General features: G+C 66.6%; 9 protein-coding genes and 2 pseudogenes. 4 read left to right on the top strand and 7 right to left on the bottom strand.

Translation table 11 applies throughout. The features are described 5' to 3' along the window. Positions 1-141: 141 nt before the first annotated feature. The 3 genes from ABZS54_RS36935 to ABZS54_RS36925 are packed head-to-tail and all read right to left on the bottom strand — an operon-like array spanning position 142 to position 4,486. Positions 142-735, bottom strand: a complete 594-nt coding sequence (locus tag ABZS54_RS36935; protein ID WP_355546264.1) for a DUF6262 family protein — start codon at positions 733-735, stop codon at positions 142-144. After that, complete coding sequence (locus tag ABZS54_RS36930; RefSeq protein ID WP_355546262.1) at positions 732-1,073, bottom strand: hypothetical protein; 342 nt, start codon at positions 1,071-1,073, stop codon at positions 732-734. Before ABZS54_RS36930 ends, ABZS54_RS36935 begins: the two co-directional genes overlap by 4 nt. Continuing rightward, on the bottom strand, positions 1,070-4,486 hold the full coding sequence (locus ABZS54_RS36925) for a galactose oxidase-like domain-containing protein (protein ID WP_355546260.1): 3,417 nt from the start codon (positions 4,484-4,486) through the stop codon (positions 1,070-1,072). Before ABZS54_RS36925 ends, ABZS54_RS36930 begins: the two co-directional genes overlap by 4 nt. A 578-nt stretch (positions 4,487-5,064) precedes the next feature. Here ABZS54_RS36925 and ABZS54_RS36920 point away from each other — a divergent pair. Continuing rightward, on the top strand, positions 5,065-5,460 hold the full coding sequence (locus ABZS54_RS36920; protein WP_355546258.1) for a hypothetical protein: 396 nt from the start codon (positions 5,065-5,067) through the stop codon (positions 5,458-5,460). A 57-nt stretch (positions 5,461-5,517) separates the two neighbouring features. Further along, the gene (locus tag ABZS54_RS36915) at positions 5,518-5,895 is read left to right on the top strand and encodes a VOC family protein (protein ID WP_355546256.1); all 378 of its coding nucleotides are present in this window, start codon (positions 5,518-5,520) and stop codon (positions 5,893-5,895) included. 328 nt (positions 5,896-6,223) lie between these two features. Here ABZS54_RS36915 and ABZS54_RS36910 read toward each other — a convergent pair whose 3' ends face one another. Further along, positions 6,224-8,701, bottom strand: a complete 2,478-nt coding sequence (locus ABZS54_RS36910; protein ID WP_355546254.1) for a site-specific integrase — start codon at positions 8,699-8,701, stop codon at positions 6,224-6,226. Next, positions 8,698-9,399: a site-specific integrase gene (locus tag ABZS54_RS36905; protein ID WP_355546252.1), complete on the bottom strand. Its 702-nt coding sequence runs from the start codon at positions 9,397-9,399 to the stop codon at positions 8,698-8,700. The genes ABZS54_RS36910 and ABZS54_RS36905 overlap by 4 nt, the downstream gene beginning before the upstream one ends. A gap of 266 nt (positions 9,400-9,665) precedes the next feature. Between ABZS54_RS36905 and ABZS54_RS36900 the strand changes: the two are divergent. Further along, positions 9,666-9,995 (top strand): annotated as a pseudogene (locus ABZS54_RS36900) (transposase); the annotation flags it as partial. Positions 9,996-10,045: 50 nt separating this feature from the next. Here the strand turns inward: ABZS54_RS36900 and ABZS54_RS36895 are convergent. Continuing rightward, positions 10,046-11,524, bottom strand: a complete 1,479-nt coding sequence (locus tag ABZS54_RS36895; protein ID WP_355546250.1) for an ATP-binding protein — start codon at positions 11,522-11,524, stop codon at positions 10,046-10,048. An 882-nt stretch (positions 11,525-12,406) separates the two neighbouring features. Here ABZS54_RS36895 and ABZS54_RS36890 point away from each other — a divergent pair. Beyond that, a complete protein-coding gene (locus tag ABZS54_RS36890) occupies positions 12,407-14,797 on the top strand; it encodes an ABC transporter permease (RefSeq protein WP_355546248.1) in 2,391 nt (796 codons plus the stop codon). 149 nt (positions 14,798-14,946) lie between these two features. On the opposite strand, the pseudogene ABZS54_RS36885 reads toward ABZS54_RS36890, so the two are convergent. Then, positions 14,947-15,998, bottom strand: a pseudogene (locus ABZS54_RS36885) (IS630 family transposase). Between the last annotated feature and the right edge of the window lie 170 nt (positions 15,999-16,168).

Raw genomic sequence — 16,168 nt, 5'->3', positions numbered from 1 at the left:
TTTACTGGTGGTGTTGGTGGGGTGGTGGTTGGTTGTTTTTTTGGCGTTGTGGGTGGGGGGGGGGGCGCGCGCCGGCCTCGGGGGGCCGGGCTCCCCGGCACGAGTCGCGCCGTCAGGAGCGGTGTGTCGCAATCGTCGAGGTCATCGCTGAACTCCCTGCGAGGGGTCGGTGATCTGGGCTTCGAGGTCGGCGATGCGTCGGTCCTGGAAGCGGAGGTTGGTGCGGGCGGCCTTGAGTCGCTCCTCGAGGGTGCGGTTGTCGGTGGTGGGCCGGCGGACGCGCTGTTTGAGGGTGGTGTTCTCGGTGGTGATCCGCTGGACGGCTTCTTGTGTCCACTCGGCTTCCAAGTCGCGTATCTGTCCCAGGAGTTCGCCGATCCGGTCCCGCTGGGCGAGGATCTCGGTGTGGGCGGCCTTGAGGGCCTCCTCGGCGTTCAGCGCGCGTTCGCGCCAGGTCGCCTCGCGCTCGTCGTCCTGCTCCGCGAGCGTGCGGGACCGGCGTTCGTCGGCTTGGTCCATCGCTGCGGCGACCGCGGCTCTGGCCTCGGCGTTGTCATAGAGGAAAGTGCGCGAGACGTTCGCTCGGCGGGCGACGGCGGCAACACTGACCTGGGCTTTCTCCCGCCGGAGTCGGGTGATGGCCTGGTGGACGCGTTCCAGGGCGGTCTCGGTCTTGCGACGGCGGGCGGCCAGGGCCGCCGCGGTGCGGGGTTCGGAGGCGCTGGCGGTGTTCATGCAGGGTCCTGTTCGGGTGCGTCGCCGTCGACTGTGGACGTTCTGCTGTACTCGCTCTGCTCGTCGTCGTGCGCGTCGGCGAGGTCGGTGGCGCGGAAGGCGGTGGACCACACGCGGTGGAAGTAGTCCTGGGGTTTGCGCAGGTCCAGGGCGAGGGCGTCGTCGAGGAGGCCGAGGCCGGCCAGGGCCTTCTCCAGGCCGTCGATGGCGCGGGCGGTGGGCTCGAAGTAGTGGTGGAGGTAGTCGGCGGTCGCGTCGTCGGGGGCACCTTCGGCCAGCAGCTGCCATTCTCCGAACTTATGCTCCTCGCAATTCCTCCCATATCCCTGGCGACTCAAACGATGGCGATTGGTTCTCCCCAGATCAGGGGTGGCTCGGAGCTGCGTACGAGGTGAAACAGCTGCGAACCGACGCGAGCCACGACTTCCAGGTTCCCGCCCGCGAAGTTGCTCTGGATCATGGTAACCCCGTCCACGTTGCCCAGACCGGTGCCAAATTGGAAGGGTCCGGCCCACGACATGGCGGGACTGTCATTGTCGCGGAAGAAGAGGCCCAGGCCGCCGCCGGTCAGGGGGGCCACGACTTCGAAGTTGCCTTGCTCTCCGAAATTGCTCTGAATGAGGACCGGATTTCCACTGACCCCTGACGCGGGGGCGATGGCGATTGGTTCTCCCCAGATCAGGGGTGCCTTGGAGCTGCGTACGAGGTGAAACAGCTGCGAACCGACGCGAGCCACGACTTCCAGGTTCCCGCCCGCGAAGTTGCTCTGGATCATGGCCACCCCGTCCACGTTGCCCAGACCGGTGCCAAATTGGAAGGGTCCGGCCCACGACATGGCGGGACTGTCATTGTCGCGGAAGAAGAGGCCCAGGCCGCCGCCGGTCAGGGGGGCCACGACTTCGAAGTTGCCTTGCTCTCCGAAATTGCTCTGAATGAGGACCGGATCTCGCGCACCGACGGACAGGTGAACGAAGACGCCCTCCGAAGGGACGACCTGACTGTCAGCCGTGGCCGCGATGAACAACAGGTACCAGCCAGGAGGGGCGACATTCCCGTTGGGGGGTGCGGTGACCTCGAGCTGGCCACTGCGGCGGGTGAAGCCCAGACCCACGTAGCGCTGGTCACTGTTGAAGGCATGAGTTGCCGATCCTGCGCGGAGCAGCGCCACTCGGTGGATTCTTTCGACGTCGTCCGATGTGTCGACCAGGAAGCTACTGCCATACGTGATGGACGAGGGTGTGGACGATATTCTGGGGCGGTCACTGCGGCCGATGTAAGGCGGATCGTAGATCTCGATCCGCGTCTCTCGATTATCTACTGTGGCGCCGTTAACGATATCGGCTTCGGTTTTCGGGAGGTCCGGAAGTGGCTGACCTTCGATCACAGGATACTTGCTCTGATTATGATAGCTCCAGTCGGCGTGGTCATTGCTGCCTGCCGTGAAGACCCTGCCGTCGGGCATCAGCAGTGCGACCGAATGGTAGCCCCGCTCCACTTTAGCCGTGCCGGTATCCGGCAGTGTGGTCCACTCTCCGGTGGCCGGGTCATAGAGCTCGGTTTCTAGCATGGCGCGTCCGTCGCCGACGTCGAAGCCGCCGCACGCCATGATCTCTCCCGTGGGCAGGATGACCGCAGTGCTAAAGAAGCGCTTGCGGAAACGACTGCCTGCGATGGGTTGACGCGGCGAAGTCACCTTCCACTCGGCCTTGTCGTCGAGTGGGCTGATGACGACCGGCTGCGCGGCACCGTACAACAGAATCCTCGGCTCGTAGTGCGGTGGATTCAACGGCAGCAGGACGGAAGTCGTGCTGAAGCCGTGATAATCCACATCTAGTGGCGGCTGCGCGATATCCCGCAACTGAGTAGAAGCAAAACGGTTCCAGACCTTACATGCTCCTTCCATGGGTGTCGCAAAGAAGACCTCTCCGTTCGTAAGTACGTGCAACCGCGGGTAGACTAGCGTCGCCTGATTGGAAACAGGGAGCAACCCCAGCACGGTCCAGCTTTTGCTTCTTCCGGAAAAAACCTCAACGTCGTGGTTTGAGTGAACGCCGTGCGTGGCCTGGCTGGGGTGACCCCACAATGCCAGGCAATCACCGTCACCCAAAGTCACCAGGGTCGGGTACCATCGGCCATCGCGCATGTCCGCAACTCTTATCCACGGGTTCGCTCCGGGCGGCGCCTCCGGGTCGAATATCCAGGTGTAGCGCAGGCCTGTGAAGTGCTGGTTCACGTGGTGGCCGCCGGGGTCGGGGTCCCCTAGCCCAAATGCCCACGTTTCAGTGCCCCCGGCGACCAGCAAGCGGCCGTCAGGCAAGAGCGCGTGGCCGCAGCAGAACAGGTCCGGAGAGCGGGCGTCAGGCGGAACCTCGGGAGAAGGAAGGACTCGGACCGCGCCGCTGCGGCAGTCATAGATCCGTGTGCTATCGATGTGCCGACGGTCGCTCCGGCCGAGAAAGTGGCGGCCGGGGTCGTGCTCATCGCCACTGAAGAATACGATCTTGCCCGTGTGCACCAGGGCAGCGTGAACGGCAAGTTTTCCGGACTCATCGGTGCGCGGGTTCCAACTCATGAGATGCGATACTCGGTGTGGACCGCAGGCCTCAATTTCATCCAGCGTGAGGCTGCCGACGGAGATGAATTCGAAGACGATGTGACTGACGTCCGTGAAGTCCTGACTCCCAGGGCCGGTGAAGTCGACGAATCGGAATTCGATCAACCCACCACTGGATCGCACTCTGGCAGACGAGGGGCCAGCCGAAGTGAATATGGTGACCTTGGCATCGGTGCTGCCGCTCACGCGGGAAGTCGTGATCCTCAACCGATCCACGCCGCCGTCATGCAGGTTCACACCGAGCGGCGCAGGCGTGCCATCGTTCCTGAGCCCGTAGCCGACCTGGACGCGGGCCTGTTGGTCGACACCAAGCGTCACCTGGAGACCGCGGCCCGCGCCGCCGACATCGAAGCGGGCCGGTGCCCCTTTGGGGGATGCGAGGTTGGTCACGCTTGTCGACCGCTCGCCGCCAAGCATCGCTCCGGTTTGGCGGCGGTCAGTAGTGGTCGACAGAGGTACGGCGAAGCTGTCCAGGCCGGTGCTGAAGTCGTCGAGCAACCTGTCCTGGAGAGGGCTGCGCTGGACGATGAGCCCACCAGGGACGACCGAGACTGCGCCATAGATGTCCAGGGTGACCGTGAAGGACATGCCTGCATCCCTGGGCAGGAACCTGTAGACCTCGTCCGGGATCAGCGTCAGTTCATGCGTCGAGTCTCGTGAGAGCGGATCCGAATTGCCCGGCAGAACCGGGATCAGATCATGCGACAGGGCCCGCCCGTCGACGGTGATGCGGTACCCGTGGATGGTCAGCGTCTGCTCGGCGGCCTCGGCGAAGCCGGTGAAGCGGGGTTCGACCGACACCCGGCCGTCGATGGCGAGCGCAAATGCGAAATCAGCGACACTGGACACCAACGCCAGCCTGTAGTCGCCGGGGATCAGGGTCAGTTCATGCGTCGAGTCTCGTGAGAGCGGATCCGAATTGCCCGGCAGAACCGGGATCAGATCATGCGACAGGGCCCGCCCGTCGACGGTGATGATAAAGCCATGCACGATGAGCGTGCCGGTTAACCGGCCGGCCAGGAAGCCGTCACTTGCGGGATCGTATGTGACGAGCCCATCTGGAGTGACGTCAAATGTGAAGGTGGCTGGCGGACCGCTCATTTGCTGGAAGACATATGTTCCGGGGGCAAGTTCCAACGTAGTGACTGTTGCTGCATCTATCGGAGTGGCAACCTGCCCTGGAATTAGGAATTTCTTGCTTGTCAGACTGCGGGCGTCAATGCGGATGCTCGGCATTCTCGATCCGCCTTCCTAGTGCGACCCTTGAATGTTGCATCCAGCGCCGCGGGACCTAGCGGGCGCCTGTCGATGCCTCTGCGGCCTTGAGGGCCTGGGCCGGAAGCAAGGCCACCATGTGACTTAGTCGCTCTGTCATTTGTGGACAGAGCGGACCGGTAGCCCCAATCCATCTTGCAACCGGAGCACTGATCCCGCATCTCACTGGCCCTCGCCACCGGCGGGACCAGGTGATAAGCCAGCGGTACTCCGTCAGCTGGCCGCCTCGATCCTCAGCGAGCCGGGCTGCCCGTTCAAGGATGGATCCACCGCGATGGCGATGTGGGCGGACTTGTGTGGATAGGCGCCGATCAGGGGCACGGCCTGCTGTCGACCCCCACGCGACCCTGAAATGTTCCGGTATCGATTCCTAAGCGGCACGAAGCCCCGCAGCTTCCAGACACCGGCCGGGTCCAGGAGCCGTCGCACATCTTCTTCACTTGCTCAAGGGCGGCGCTGCGCGCCGGCGGCTCCTGCCGCCCCGGCCGTACATGCGGCCTTGCGGCCGTTCCGGGCCGAACGCATCAGCCCTGGGTTCAGGGCCTCGCGGCTCAACTGGTTCGGCCTGCGATCTGATCGAATGCTGGGATGCCCAGGAACGTTGGCGATCCCTTGCGCCGCTGTTGCGCCTCGATTTGTTCAATCTTTTCCTCTGTGGCAGCGAGGCTGACGCCGAGTTGCTCCACATCACCGAGCCATCCCTCGCGTTCAGCTTCAGCGATCCGGTCGTTGAGGTTGTTTCTGATTTGTTCCAGTCGAGGCTTTTCGGTGGGGCCGACGATGAGGACTGGACACCGGACACAGGCTTCTCTGAACTATTGAGGTTGAAGCCATGACGTGGATCCGAGCATGATGTTCCAACGCTCGGCTCCACCGATCGGCCCGGAGGTTCCATGCCCGTGCAGATGAAGTTGGACGCGATAACGCTCGACTGTCCTGATCCGCTGGCGCTGGCCGCTTTCTATCAGCAGGCCACCGGGCTCGAACCCCACCCCAAATCGGACGCTGACTTCGCCGGTCTCAACCGCGAGGACGGGCTCTTCCTCGGCTTTCAACGAGTCGACGGCTACCGGCCCCCGACCTGGCCCGACCAAACCGTGCCCCAACAACTGCACATCTGCTTCTCAGTCGAGGACCTCGACGAAGCAGAGGGGCTGCTGTTGGAGCTGGGCGCGGGCAAGCCGGACCACCAATTGGATGAGGACAGGTGGCGAGTCTTCACCGATCCGGCCGGGCATCCCTTCTGCCTGGTCAGAGATCAGAAGCGTTGACCGACCTGCTCGGTGCGCGTGTCGGCGACCAGGTCCCCCAGCGGTATTTCATCCGCGAACTGGATCACCGTGTGTGTTCCTGGGTGTCGATGGAGCGGTCGGTGATCCGCTCGAAACATGGACTCTGATTCTCTGAACTATGGACCGTCCGACGGATCTACCTCGCCGTCGAGAGCTGTAGGGTCACCCGATGATGCGTCCAGACTGGTGGATACTCGTGGGGAGTCGTTAGGCGTGTTGCCGGACCAATGGCCAATGAATGGGAACGGCATCGACTGACGTGAGCCCCGGCCGTGACTTCGAGTACTGGATGCAGGCTTTCCCTGAACTACATGGATCGCCCGGTGATATCTCTGAACGTGGGCATGTCGAGTTGAATCGCGCCGTTGTTTTGTCGAAGGACTGAGTCGATCTGCGTGATCTTGTCTCTCGTGCTGGTCAGACTGACGTGGAGTCCTTCGACCTCGCCGAGCCATCCTTCGCGTTCGGCCTCAGTGATCCTGGCTTCCAGATTCTCGCGGATCTCCTCCAATCGTGCCCGCTGGGCCGGATCCGGCCGCAAAAGTGAACATCTCACGCAAGCGTGCTCGTGAACACAAGGCGATCCGAAAGCGCGAGCGCACGTCCCGACAGAAACCTTGCGTTTCTCGAAGTGCGCCAGAAAGGAATCCCATTCTGCTTCCGTCGGCGTTCGGTATTCTTCACTGGGCCGAGTCTCACGGCGGCGGGCGACGAACGCTCGGTGTGCCTCGACCGTCTCGGTCGGATAGATCGCCTTGTATCCCATCGTGGTGTCGAGACTCTTGTGCCCACAGATAATCTGAGCAATGTGAGGCGGCAGGCCACTGGTGATGGCGTCGGTCACGAAGATTCTGCGGAAGTCATGTGGCGAGAACGTCAGTTGATCCCCATTGGGATCCGTGAGCCCGCTCGCGGCCAGTGCGTTAATGAGTAATTTGCGGACAGCGGTAGGGGTAAACGCCCGGCTCTCACTGCCGATGGCCCGTTGAAAGAGCAGAGGCAACGGCGGATTCCAAACACGCTCCCGAATGTCGTACGATGCCACGAGCGGAATCGTCGGCCCGCTTCCGCGGAGGCGACTCACGATGGCGCTGAGAACGTCGGCGAGCTCCGGGCCGACCAGCAGGAGTCGTTCCGTGTCCGTCTTCGAAGGGGCGATCTGGAGAAGCGGGACCAGTTCGCCGGTCGAAGGAAGGCGGTACTGGGTGATGCTGTGATGCGTCAACTCCAACAACTCTTCGCAACGGATGCCCGTGTGACGCAGGACTTCGATCCCGGCGAATGCCCAGAAGGCTTCCTCCTCCTCCTCATACGTCAGGTTCCGCCGCTTTCCCGTATTGGTGTCATCCGCCCAGATGTGTCGTCCGATCGCGGTCGGAGTGATCGCCCGACGGAGGAGTCCGTTCGTGAGCGGGATCAGTGCCCCGGGTTCGGTGTCGCAGGCGACCCGGAGACGCTCGTGCGCGGCATTGCGACGGTCATTCGCGGTGCGTACCAAGACCGGGAGAACCGGCAGGCGTTCGCGGGTGCGTTGGTCGATGCGGGCCTTGCGGTGTTTGCGTTCCTTGTCGCGCTGGACCTCGACGTCGCGGATGGGACAGGGAGTCGCCCAGGGTCCCCATCGGCCGGGGTCGTCCACGGCCCATTGCGCAATATCAAGGTAGAAGGCTCGAACCCGCAGCAGTTCGTCCTTGGCGTTCAGACGAGGAGCGGAGATCTCCACGGTTTCCCCGGCGGAGTTGGTGGTGGTTCTCCTCTTGGTCTTCAGATTCTCCTTCCATGTTCGGGCCACTTCGTCCGGTAGCCGAAGCGTGTCGATTCCGGGCGCGAGAGTTTCCAGTTCGGCCCAGAACAGTCCCGCGAGAGTGCGGGAGATCGCGTCGAGGCTGGCGAAGTCCAACGACGGCTGCCGCTCGCGCAGGTAGTCCACGATCAGATTGCGCACCGGGCGGCATCGCAGTCGGTAGCGATCGACGAGTTCCTCGATGCCGAGTCGTCCTCCGGCGAGTCCGAAAGCGCGGATCGTCTGCGGTGCGTCCTCGGGAAAGACCCCCAGGGCGCGTAGCCGAAGGTAGAAGTCCACCTTCTTCTGTCCGCCGCGTACGTGCACGCGCCGCTGGGTGTCGACGAGTTCGACGCAGTCTCCGACCGTGATGTCGGCGACCAGGCCGCCCTTGCTGGCCAAGAGGGTCGCGACCCGGGTTGCCGCGATGCGCGCGTCCTGCTCGGAACCCGCCGGGGTCATGGTCGCCAGATCTCGCAGACGAGCGAACCCCTCGGGATCCCTGAGTCGCGCCATCGCGGACGCGAGATGTCGATGCGTGCGGGTCAGCATCCAGGGCAGGCTCGGTCGGACGACGTCACCACACACAGCCATCAGCAGGCCCGACGACAGACCGTTCGCGTCGTACGAACTGGCTCCGATCTCCCCACGAAGCCAGTCCACGGGCGCTTGAACCCAGCTGGCCCCGCGGTGTTCCTCGGCCCCGCTGGCCAGCCATCGTTCCTGCCAGGTATCGCCGGGGAGGGACGCGAGCCAGCGAAGCAACTTGGTCACGCCTCGTCGACGATCGGCGCGGGTTGCGTTCGCCTCGGGAGCGAACGGAGGGGACGTCAGACGTGTGAGGGCGGCCTCCAGGTCGTGTGCGGTGTGAGGCCACCACTGCTCGGCGGCCCGTGGGGGGAAGTCCGCACGCAGTTGCTTGTTCCTGGCCCGGGCCTGGGTTTCGGTGGCATTGGTGACGGCCACGGCCTTGCGCCTGACGTGTTTGGCCGCGTTGCTCACGAGGACCTACCGAACAGGACGTCCAGGGACCGCGGGTCGTAGCCGGGAGCGGGAGGCGGCGGCACGGGCTCGTCACGCGCTCGCGCCTGCCGGGCGTGGTGGGCCAGGACGTCCGCGACCAGTTCTTCCGTGCGGGGTGCCAGGTAGACCTCGGTGGTGGTCAGATGGGCGTGGCCCAGGACCCATTGCACGTCGGTCAGCGTCAGCTTCGGGTCACGTGCCATCCGCGTCGCCGCGCTGTGACGCAGGTCGTGCAGCGTCCAGTTGGCACCGAGCGAGTCGTTGACGCGTTCGAACATGCGATGAGCGGCGTGGTAGGTCAACGGTCGATGTGGTCGGCGGAGAGTCCACCACAGTGGTTGTGTCTGCCCCTTGGCGACTCTGCCGCGCATCTCCTCCTGATAGAGGCGAAGCCATACGAACGCGTCGCCCGATGCCGGGACTTGCTGTACGGCTCGCGATCCCTTGCGTACGACGGTGACGACCTGCCTGCCTGGATCGACGTCGCAGCATCGGGCGCCCAACAATTCCGAGGCACGGGCCCTGGTCGAGATCCAGAAGGCAACCAGCGCGCGATCGCGGTTCGAGGGTAGGGCTGCGAACAACTCGTTGAATCGATCGTCCGGGATGGCGCGAGGTAGCTTGCGCGGCACGGTGGGGCGATAGCGTCCCGTGCGCTCGTGTTTCCACGCGTCCATCGGATTGTGATGTGCGTGGGCGCGACGAGACCGGCGCGAGCCGTCCAAGGGGAAGGGGTTGAGGATTGGCCCGCTGCCGACGTCGCGATGAAAGTCGTAGAAGGTTCGCAGCACCGTCTCGCTGTGCACCACGGTTCGAAGTGCGTAGCCGCGGCCCGGCGATGGCTTGCCGGTTACAGAGTTCGGCGTTCCCGGCGGCGATCCTGCAACCTGCGCGCCGCGAGCTGATCGCGCGCGCCGCGGCTTCGTCGCGGTCTGGATCCATCGTCCGCACCCCCGAGGCGGCCGACCGCTGGACGTGGCTGGTCATCGCCGCCCACACCCAACTGCGGCTCACCCGGCCGCTCGCCGAAGACCTTCGCCGGCCATGGGAAAGGTCAGTCGAACCGAACAGACTCACCCCCGCACGAGTGCGCCGAGGGTTTCGGAACCTCCGCCCGGCCTTGGCCTGCCCGGCCCGTGCACCCAAACCCACCCGACCCGGCCCCGGCAGACCGACCGGCTCGAAGAACAAACGACCCGCCACCCGCTACGACGTCGGCAAAACCGTCCGCCGCCCCGAAACCATCATCGAACGCAACCGGATCAGACCATAAAGCACAAGCTAATTCCTGATAGTCCCCGGTGAAGACCGTCCGGTCGGGCTTCAGGATCCGTTGTAGAGGCGTTCCAGGTCGACGAGTTGGAGGTCGGGGTTGTTGTCCGTGGCGGCGGTGTGCAGGTCGTCGGTGAAGCCGTCGCCGCTGAAGCAGAGCAGGCGGGTGTGGGTGGCGTCGATGCCGTCGCGGGCGGCGAGGAGTTCGCGGATGCGTTCGAGGCGGGCCAGGTGGGCTCGGCCCATCCGGGCCTTCCATTTGGCCTCTCCGATGGCCAGGAGGGTTTCGCGGCCGTGGTCGTCGCGGCCGAAGACGGCGACGTCGACTTCGAGGCCGTTCTTGGCTGCGGGGTCGGGGACGGTGCCGGTTTGTACGCGGATGCGGTGGCCGCCGAGGGTTTCGGGGGAGGCGTACCAGCGGGTCCAGGCGCGGCAGACCTGTTCGAAGTGCGGGCCGACGACCTTGCTGAGGAAGGTTGCCTGGGATCGGGCCCAGACCTCGCCTGCGTGGCCCGGGCGCTCGAGGTCGCTCCACTCGGGGCGCATGACCGCGTGGTAGAAGGACACGATGGGCTCGGCGATGCGGTAGGCGGAGCGTTTGCCGTGGAAGGCGTCGGGGTCGCGGACGATCATCCCGGTGTCCTCGAGCACGGACAGGGCGTGGCCCAGGTCGGTGGACTTGCGGGCGAGGTAGCTCGCGATGCCGCCTCGGGTGTGGTTGCCGTCGGCGATCGCCGACAGCACGCCGTGGTAGAGGGCGGTGTCGCGCAGGCCGGGCTCTTCCGAGAGGAGGAAGCGGGCCTCTCGGAACAGGGGGCGTCCCGGGTTGAGGACGTTGCGTTGGACCCAGGGTCCGAAGTCCTCCAGGTCGGCGGGGGCGTCGCCGAGGGTGAACTCGCGGGCATAGGCGGGGGTTCCGCCCACGACGGCGTTGACGAGCATGGCCAGCGTGGGGTCCTCGATGTCCCAGAATCGCGCGGCGAGCCGGTAGTCGAGGGTGGGTACCACCAATTCCAGGCTCGCCCGCCCGCGCAACGGCGCGGTCCCGGTGAGCAGGTTGCCCATGAACGACAGGGCCGAGCCGCACAGCAGCAGTCGGATCGGGGCGCCGCCGCGGCGCGCGTTGGGTCCGAGCGCGCGTTGCAGGAGCGAGGGCAGTTCGGGGGAAACCTTCGCGAGGAAGGGGAATTCGTCGATGACCACGGGCATAGGCCTGCCGTCGGGGACGGGGATGGCCATCAGGGTTTCGACGGCCTCCTCCCAGTGCGCGAACCGGTACGGGATCGGTTGGCCCGTGTGACGCGCGAGGGCCGATCCGAACTGGCGCAGCGATTCGGCCTCGGTGGCCTCGGTGGCGGAGAAGTAGAACCCCCCGGTTTCCCGGCACAGCGCATCCAGGAGGAACGTCTTGCCCTGGCGACGCCGCCCGGAGACCACCCCAAGCGTGGCCTCGCGTCCAGGGTAGGCAGCGAAGCGCACGAGTTCGGACCACTCGAAGTCGCGGTCGAACATGTCGGACGGCTTGTGCACGATCCCACCTCCGGTCGCCAATAATGAACATGCCTATTATAACTGTGGTTATCAATGGTTTCGCAGTGTGGACACATCGCCAGCCCTCGCCGGGCCACGATCACCCCGAACACATCCGGCTCTGATCACCCTTCGATCGGACCCCACCCCGAAGCCCCATGAAGTTGTGAGGAAATGTTGTAGGTCCGGTATGGGGTCGGGCGGTTCCCGGCGCCGGCAGGTGGCCGGCCGCGACTCCGCCCCGTCCCGGAGGTGTGTGCGGTCCGACGATCGAGCATGAGTGCCCGCCGCGGGTGGCCGCTTGATCGGTGTTGTCCGTCGCTGCGCTGCCGTTGGTTCCGTGTCGCGCCGTTCGGCTGTCGGGGCGTGACCGGTGCCCGTGGCACGGCGCGGCACTGCCTTCTGTCGTCGTGAGCTGGTGGCGCAACGCCAGAATCTCGGCGTCCTTGTCGCGGTCGCTCATCGGGAGCAGCCGCAATGCGGCGAACGCGTTCGTGACCGTGAGGTAGGCGAGTCGAAGCAGCACGAATGATCATGCTGCCACGGCGGGCGACCGCGCCCGGCCAGGGGATCTATGACACCGCTCGCGTGCAGCCGCTGAAGGCGCTCTCACCTGCGCGGATGGATATTCGGCACCCACAACGTTGCCAAGCACACGGCGGGCGGCGATCGGCACGTGCGCACGTCCCCGGAGGGGCTCGGTCGCGGCTGTCCGGGGCCGGCGGGGACGGTAGGGCCTGCCCCCGGTCAGGGACGGCGGCTGGCAGGAGGGTGCGTGGACACCGCAGCCGATTGGCTTGGGCCATGTACGGAAAACCGACCCGCCGAGCCGCCCGCACCCTGTGGCGCCGATGGCCCTTGTTCGTGGGCACGTTTGTGGCGGTGACTCTCGGGGTGTGCCTGGTGTCCACGCTCGGGCTCGGCCTTGCCGCCGTCTTCGACACCCCCGACCCCGCCCCGCGGCGCTACGCCGCCGCACCGGTCGTGGTGCACGCCGACGAGAAGCTGCGCGTCCTCGGCGGTGGCGGCCACCTCACCCGAGCGCTGGCCGAACGTCTCGGGCTGTCCCCGGAGGTGGTGGCGGCGGTGGGCACGACCGGGCCGGTGGTAATAGACCGTACGTTTCCCGCCGGGGTACTGGGCGGGCCCACCGACCAGGTCGGGCACCCGTGGGCAGCTGCCGCGTTCACGCCGTACGACCTAACGGCCGGACGCGGACCGGAGCTCGACGACGAGATCGTGCTCGGCGCCGGCCCCGGCGCTCTCGGTGAGCGGGTGCGGGTGCTGACCGCGGACGGGCCGGGCACGTACACGGTCGTCGGGCGGACCCGGGTGGTCGACTTCGAGTCGGCGGTCTTCTTCACCGACCCCGAGGCGGCCCGGCTGTCGCCGCGCATCGATGCCCTCGTGGCCTCCGCCCCGCCCGAGGCGATCGCCCGGGCCGTGCACGGAACGGCTCACGTGCACGTGCGCACCGGCGATGCCCGGCGCGAGGCCGAACCGACCACGGAGCGAGGCCGCGAGGACCTCGACAACACCGCGATCCTGCTCGGTGTCTCGGCCGGCGTGGCCGGCTTCGTGGCGGTCTTCGTCGTCGCGTCCACGTGCGCGTTCGGAATCGCCCGGCGAAATGGGGAGTTCGCGCTCCTGCGGGCGGTCGGCGCCACCCCGCGCGACGTGCGCCGGACCGTGCTACGCGAGATCACCCTCGTCGGCGCGCTCGCGGCGGCCGCGGGATGCGCGCTGAGCAGGCCGGCCGCCCCGGCGCTCGGCCGGGCGCTGGTCGACGAGCGCCTCGCGCCGAGCGCGTACACGGTCGGCTGGTCGTACCTGCCGCCCCTGATCGCGTTCGTCACCGGGCTGAGCGTCGCGTGGTTCGGCGCCTGGACGGCGGCTCGCCGGGCGAGCCGGGTGCGGCCGCTCGAAGCGCTGCGCTCGGCCACCGTGGAGCAGCGGCCGGCCACCCTCGGCCGGGTGTTGATGGGGCTCGGCTGTGTCGGCGGCGCGCTCGCGATGCTGGTGCAGGCGGTCATCGCCGAGCCCGCGAGCGCGCTCAACCGGAAGCAGTACATCCCCGTTTCGATGTTGCTGATCACCGGCGTCGCGGTGCTCGCACCGATCCTGGTCGCGTCACTGGCCCGCGCGTTGGCCCGGATCGTTCGCCCGACCGGCCCCGGCGCGCGGCTGGCGCTGGCCAACTCCCTTGCCGCGCCCCGCCTGATGGCCTCGATCGCGGCGCCGATCCTGGTGACGGTCGGACTGGCCGGAGCGTTGGTCGGGGTCTCCGACACGGTGGTCGAGGCGAAGGTGTCGGCCGTCCGCAACACCGTCGACGCCGATTTCGTGGTCGCCCCGCGCAACACCGCCGGGCTGAATCGGGCGGTGGTCGACCAGCTGCGCGCGCTGCCGAGTATGGACGCGGCGGCGACCGTGCCGACCACGGTGTACGGAGTCGAGGGCGGCGCGGCGCTGATCCCGCGTCCGGCGCACGCGGTGGATCCGGCGAGTTGGGTCCGGGTCACCGGCGTGCGCGTGGTGGCCGGCTCGCTCGCGGATCTCGCCGACGACACGATCGTGGTCGACGAGGATTGGACGGCGCGGACGGTCGGGCAGCGGGTCGCGGTGTGGTCGGCCGACGGTACACCGGTCTCGTTGCGAATCGCCGCCGTCGTGCACGGTGACCCGGGCGCGTTCGTGACCACCCGCTACGCGGGGTCGTCCCAGGCCGACGCGGTGTATGTCAAACTGCGGCCCGGCATCGACCGTTCGGCCGCCGAGGCAGGGCTGCACACGGCCACCCGGGACATGGCCGCCGACGTCGTACCCGCCGACCGATGGGGCGAACAGTCGGCCCGCGGTGGCGGCCGGCACAACCGCGCGGGCATTGCGGTGATCGTCGGCCTGGCCGTGCTGTACACCAGCGTGGCGATCGTCAACACGACGGCCATGGCCACCCTGGACCGCCGGCGGTACATCGCCCGGCTGCGGCTGGCGGGGGCGACCAATGGCCGGGTTTTGCGCTATCTGGCCGGCGAAACGCTGATCCCGATCGCGCTCGGCGTGCTGTTCGCGCTCGGCGTGACGGCGGTACAGCTCACCGGCACGTGGATCGCAGCCCTGCGCTACGCCGGCCCGACCGACCCGGTCCTGCCGTGGGCCGCGCTCGCCGGCGCCACGGTGATTGCCACCGCGCTCGCCCTCGCGGCGACGGTGCTCCCGGCTCGACTGGCGATGTGCTCGTCGCCGATCCGGGAGATCGAGGCACAGTCGTGAGCCGCCGTGTTCGCCGCCCGCCCGTCAGTGCCAGGTCCGGTCCAGGAAGTCCCCGATGAGCGGGGCGATTTCCGGGAGCTTGTCCTCGAGGGTGAAGTGGCCGGTGTCGAGGATGTGCACTGTGAGTTCTCGGGTTTTCTTTGTATTGATCAGAAACTCAAAGGGTTCTCTTCGATGGTGTAACGGACGTGTGGGCCGCGGAAGTAGCCGCGGACGATGTGTGGGGCTGGCGTTGGCGTCGGTGGAAGAACCTGCGTGTCTCTGCCGCGAGTTGAGCCTGGTCCCGGGCCCGGCTGTGGCGGGGCAGGCTGCGTTTGAGGTCGGCGTTGACGAGCTCGTCGGGATTCAGCTCAGGCGAGTACGAGGGCAGGAAGTGCAGCTCAATGCGGTCGGCGTGCTCCTCCAGCCAGGCTCGGACCGCCTTCGAGCGGTGTGCCGAGTGCCGGTCCACCACAAGGTGGATCTTGTGGTCGAAGTGGCCGGCCAGGCGGGTGAGAAAGCGGCACATCACGCCTGCGTCGAAGCTCTCGGTGAACACCATGAAGTGCATGCGGCCTTTGGTGCTGATCGCGGACATTGCGTTGACCGAGAAGCGGTTGCCGGTGCGGCGCACGATCGGGGTCCGGCCCTTCTCTCCCCAGGTCCGGCCGGTGACCTGGTCCGAGCGGATGCCGACATGGTCGGCGAAGAGCACCTCGCCGCTGTCGGCTTTGGCCTTCGCCCGGATCGCCGGCCATGTTTCCTCGTGCCACCGGCGGACCGCTTCCGCATCCTGCTCGATCGCGCGCTTGTCCGGGCGCTGGAACGACAGGCCCCAGCGGTGGAGGTACTTGCCCACCCCCGGCTCGGTCATCCTTACCCGGTACAGCTTCGCAATCAGCGCGCCGACCTGGCTGCGGGTCCACAACTGCCCGGTGAGCCCCAGGTCGCACGGCCGGTGATCGAGGACCGCCTGCCGGACGGCCTGCTGCTCAGCCTCGGACAGCACCTGGTGGTCCCCGATACGTCGTCCGCGCGAGCGGGCCAGCAGCGCCTCCCGACCGCCGGTCAGCCACCTTGCCCACCACTTGTCGACGGCCTTCAGCGACACGCCGAACAGCGCGGCGACCTCTCCACGGTCCCGGCCACCCACAAGTGCGGCCACCGCCCGCAGCCGCAGAGCCTCCTGCGCCGACGGCGACAGATGCCGGGCGTCCCCCACCAGATCATTCACACACAGCCAACGACCCAGAACCCCAACCGTTTCGGGTCAATATGCCACGAGTTTCAATTCCAGCTTAGTACTGCAACGACACTTCGGGATGTCCTCGGCGTCTGTAATGGCTGATGCGAGCTCGAGCTTGGCTTCTTCTTCGCCATATGGACCAGGCG

This window comes from Embleya sp. NPDC005575, assembly GCF_040605455.1.
Classification (GTDB): domain Bacteria; phylum Actinomycetota; class Actinomycetes; order Streptomycetales; family Streptomycetaceae; genus Embleya.
This window is presented reverse-complemented; position numbering and strand designations above follow the sequence as displayed.